Below are 4076 nucleotides of genomic sequence, written 5' to 3' on the forward strand. Positions count from 1 at the left end.
GCCATCAGCGCGCCGAGGAACGGCTCGACCACCAGCGCGCGGCCGAGCGCCTCGAACACCACCATGATGTCGAACCCGCTGCCGCCGAACCCGCCCGCGGCCTCGTCGAACAGCGCGGAGACAATGCCGAGCTCGGTCAGCTGCTGCCAGACGGCGGGGTCATACCCCGCCTCGCCATAGGCACCAGCGTTGCGCGTCTCGATCGGATAGCCGTCGCGGAGTGCGCGGACGAGCGTGTCGGCCAGCATCCGGCGGTCATCGCTATGCTCGAAGTTCATGTGCTCAGAGACCCAATATGGCTTTGGAGATGATGTTCTTCTGGATCTCGTTGGATCCGCCGAAGATCGACAGCTTGCGGTTGTTGAAATAGCTCGGCGATGCGGTCGCGGCATCGTCGGGCCCGACCGGCTCGCCATTCCACCCCGCCTCGAGCGCCTCGGGGATATAGGGTGCGGCATAGGCGCCATAGGCACGTCGCGTCAGGGCGGTGATCTCCTGGCGGATCTCGGTCCCCTTGATCTTGAGCATCGAGCTTTCCGCGCCCGGCGCACCGCCGCCCGCCACCGCCGCGACGACGCGCAAATTGGTGGTCTGCATGTTGGCGAGGTCGATCTCGACGCGCGCCATCCGCGCCGCGAACAGCGGATCGTCGGCGAGCGGCCGGCCATTCTTCGTCTGCGTCCGCGCAACCGTCTTCAGCTGCTCGAACGACGCGATCGAGAAGCCGACGCCGGCAATGTTGGTCCGCTCATAGGTCAGCAGATATTTGGCATAGGTCCAGCCGTCATTCTCGGTACCGACGAGATTCTCGACCGGCACCTCGACATCGGTGAAGAACACCTCGTTCACCTCCTGCTCGCCGTCGATCAGCGTGATCGGGCGGACCTCGATGCCGGGGGTCTTCATGTCGATCAGCAGGAAACTGATCCCCTCCTGCTTCTTGGCGGTCGCATCGGTGCGCACGAGGCAGAAGATCATGTCGGCATGCTGGCCGAGCGTCGTCCAGGTCTTCTGCCCGTTGACGACATAGACCTCGCGGCCATTCCGCGTCTCGCGCACCGCGGTGGTCTTGAGCCCGGCGAGATCGGAGCCGGCGCCGGGCTCCGAATAGCCCTGGCACCACCAGTCGGAGCCGTCGAGGATGCGCGGCAGCCAGTGGCGCTTCTGCTCTTCCGAGCCGTATTTGATCAGCACCGGCCCCAGCATGTTGACGCCGAACGGCACGACGCGCGGCGCGTGCGCGAGTGCGGACTCATTGTCGAAGATGAAGCGCTGGATGACGCTCCAGCCCGGCCCACCCCATTCGCGCGGCCAGTGATTGGCAAGCCAGCCGCGGTCGTGAGGATCGCGTGCCATTCCTCCATGTCGGCCTTGCGCAGCCGGCGGCCCTCGCGGACCAGCGTCGAGAGACGCGCGGGGAGTTTTTCGTGGAAGAAGTCGCGCACCTCCTCGCGGAAGGCCTCTTCGTCGGGTGTGAAGCTCAGATCCATGACCATGTGACTCCTGATGATGGAGTCCATGTGCCACAGTCGATCGCAAAATTGAAGGACCGGTATGGTCGGAAGGACGGAAAATACGGGTGGGTGCGACGCAGGTTAATCCTGACGGTATCGCGTGCCGTCACGATCCTCCCCCGCCAGGGGGAGGATCTAGGTCATCAAAAGCGGTAGCTGAGCCAGCCGGCGAGGAAGTCCGAGTTCTTGTACCCGGCGCGGGTCAGTGACGACCCCGCGATCAGATGCTCGTAACGGCCGGTGAAGGACAGCCGCGACGAGATCGGATAGACCGCCTGGAAGCGGATCGTGTCGGCGATCTTGCTGCCCGACACATTCTGCGTGCCGGCAAAGGCGCTGCCATTGGCGCGGTACACGGCGTCGTTCTGCGAATCGCGCCACGACAGCTGATATTCCGCAGTCAGACGCAGCTTGTCGAGCACGGTGAAGCTGACGTTCGGCGCGACCGCGATCAGGTTGGTCGGCGTCGCGAACAGCTGATAGCTGTAATAGATGTTGTTGCCGAACGGCGCGAGCGCGGTGCGCAGCGTGCCGTTGCCATAGGCACCACCACCGCTGGCATAATCCGCATGGAAGCCGACGCGCGGCGCGTTGCGCCCCTTGCCGAGCTTGTAGGTCTGCGCGAGCAGGATCAGCCACGCCTTGATCGAGCGGTTGTCATAGCTGCCGCCCTGATAATTGACGGTCCAGTCGAGATTGACCGGTCCGGCATCGCCCCAGAAATGCAGGCCGTAGAAATTGCGGACCTCGCGCGCATTGTCGGTGCCCCAGACCGCATTGCGGTTGCGCAGCCGCCAGAGGAACGGGTCGAGATACAGCTTCGACCCGCCGAGCAGCGTGTCGGGGAGGACGACGCCGGTCGAGATGCCCGAGAAGCGCCGTGCGCTTTCCGCATCGTCGTCGCGCGTGCCCTGCGTGCCATAGGCGGTCGGCTTGAAGTCGAACACGTCGGCGCGCACGCCCGCGGTCCGCGCCCAGGCGCGAAAGCCGTTGAACCCGAAGTACAGCGTGTTGTTGTCGCGCGGCACGACCATCAGGTTCGGGCCGTCGGCAAAGGTCTGGCGACCATAGCGGACCCCGACATCGACATCGGCGACGGTGCCCGTCAGGTCGACGAACGCCTGCTGCACCGCGAGCTTGTTGCGCAGGTTCGGCAGCACGTTGCCGAGATTTTCACCCTCGAGCGTGCCGTGCGCGACTTCACCGTAGAAGCGCAGATGCTCGCCGACATGCAGGTCCGCGCCGCCGAACAGGCGAAGGATGTCCTGCCGCTGCGCCTCGCTGTCGCGCAGATTGGGGTTGGTGGTGTGGTTGACGCGCAGCCGCGCCTCGCCCGACAGCGTCAGGTAGACGTCGCCGTCGCCCGCGATCGAGATGAATTTCAGCTGGTCGATGATGTCCTTGCGCTTGGCGGGGTCGCGCAGTTTCGACCAGTCCTCCGCCCAGCGTGACTGGTTGTAGCCGCCCGCGGTGACGCCGTCGCCGACCGCGGCATTGGGATAGCTCTCGGCGATCGGCGAGGCCGCGCTGGTGCCGGCCGCGTCCTTGGACACGGGACCAAGCCGTTCGCGCGCCTTGGGCGGTGCACTCTCGGGAGCAGCCTGTTGCGGCGCGGCCTGGGCGAGCGCCATTGCGGGAAGGGTCGCGACGGCAAAGCCGGCCGCATGGCGCACGCGGCGCATCATCATGGAGGTCATAAAAAAGCTATCCGGTACTGGTCGCGGGGCCGGCCAACGCCGGCCCCGTCGGGATCATGCGGCAGGAGCGGCGGCGGTCGTGATCGGCGCCGGCGCGAGTTCGGGCAGCTGGCCCGACAGCGCCGCGTTCAGCTTGTCGCGGTCGAGTGCACCTTCCCAGCGGGCGACGACGATCGTCGCGACCGCGTTGCCGATGAAGTTGGTCAGGCTGCGGCACTCGCTCATGAAGCGGTCGACGCCGAGGATCAGCGCCATGCCCGCGATCGGCACGGTCGGCACGATCGACAGCGTGGCCGCCAGCGTGATGAAGCCCGCACCGGTGACGCCAGCGGCGCCCTTGGACGAGATCATCGCGACGACGAGCAGCAGCAGTTCCTGGCCCAGCGTCAGGTCGGTGTTCGTCGCCTGTGCGATGAACAGCGCGGCCAGCGTCATGTAGATGTTGGTACCGTCGAGGTTGAACGAATAGCCGGTCGGCACGACCAGCCCGACGACCGACTTCTCGCAGCCCGCAGCCTCCATCTTCTGGATCAGGTTCGGAAGCGCGGCCTCCGACGACGAGGGGCTTTGTTGCACAAAGGGCGTTGGGATTCCCTGTGAGGGTCAGGAAGCGTAGGTGGGATGGATGCCAAAACCGACCATGCCGAAGTACCGCACGACGAACTGGAGCGAGTATAACGCAGCGCTGAAGCGCCGCGGGTCGCTGGAGGTCTGGTTTGGACCCGGGCATGGATTGGCTGGCAGCCCCGATTGGTCGTCGAGGTCGGCCGATGCGGTTTTCGGACAGCGCGATCAGGGTTTGCCTGACGCTGAAGATAGTGTTCGGACTGCCGCTACGGCAGGTGACGGGACTGGTTGCCAGCCT

At 65.6% G+C, this 4076-nt stretch carries 3 protein-coding genes and 2 pseudogenes; 1 reads left to right on the forward strand and 4 read right to left on the reverse strand.

Annotated elements, in window-relative coordinates:
• From NI18_RS17710 to NI18_RS17725, 4 genes and pseudogenes are all read right to left on the reverse strand, one after another.
• Nucleotides 1–278: acyl-CoA dehydrogenase family protein (locus NI18_RS17710; RefSeq protein WP_037531871.1), on the reverse strand; the 278-nt coding region annotated here is incomplete at its 3' end.
• Between the two features lie 4 nt (nucleotides 279–282).
• Nucleotides 283–1356 carry an acyl-CoA dehydrogenase family protein gene (locus NI18_RS17715; RefSeq protein ID WP_347574884.1) on the reverse strand — a complete coding sequence of 358 codons (1074 nt, stop codon included), beginning with the start codon at nucleotides 1354–1356 and terminating at the stop codon, nucleotides 283–285.
• A gap of 301 nt (nucleotides 1357–1657) precedes the next feature.
• Complete coding sequence (locus NI18_RS17720; RefSeq protein WP_052149314.1) at nucleotides 1658–3211, reverse strand: alginate export family protein; 1554 nt, start codon at nucleotides 3209–3211, stop codon at nucleotides 1658–1660.
• A 54-nt stretch (nucleotides 3212–3265) separates the two neighbouring features.
• Nucleotides 3266–3772: pseudogene (locus NI18_RS17725) on the reverse strand (cation:dicarboxylase symporter family transporter); the annotation flags it as partial.
• 64 nt (nucleotides 3773–3836) lie between these two features.
• Here NI18_RS17725 and NI18_RS27340 point away from each other — a divergent pair.
• A pseudogene (locus NI18_RS27340) lies at nucleotides 3837–4076 on the forward strand (transposase); the annotation flags it as partial.

It is taken from the genome of Sphingomonas sp. Ant20 (genome assembly GCF_000783375.1).
In the GTDB taxonomy this organism is placed as follows: Bacteria; Pseudomonadota; Alphaproteobacteria; order Sphingomonadales; family Sphingomonadaceae; genus Sphingomonas; species Sphingomonas aerolata.

Bases quoted from the DNA above. Each gene is read 5' to 3' on its own strand.
- NI18_RS17715 (WP_347574884.1), bottom strand. From the start codon at position 1,356: ATGGCACGCGATCCTCACGACCGCGGCTGGCTTGCCAATCACTGGCCG.
- NI18_RS17720 (WP_052149314.1), bottom strand. From the start codon at position 3,211: ATGACCTCCATGATGATGCGCCGCGTGCGCCATGCGGCCGGCTTTGCC.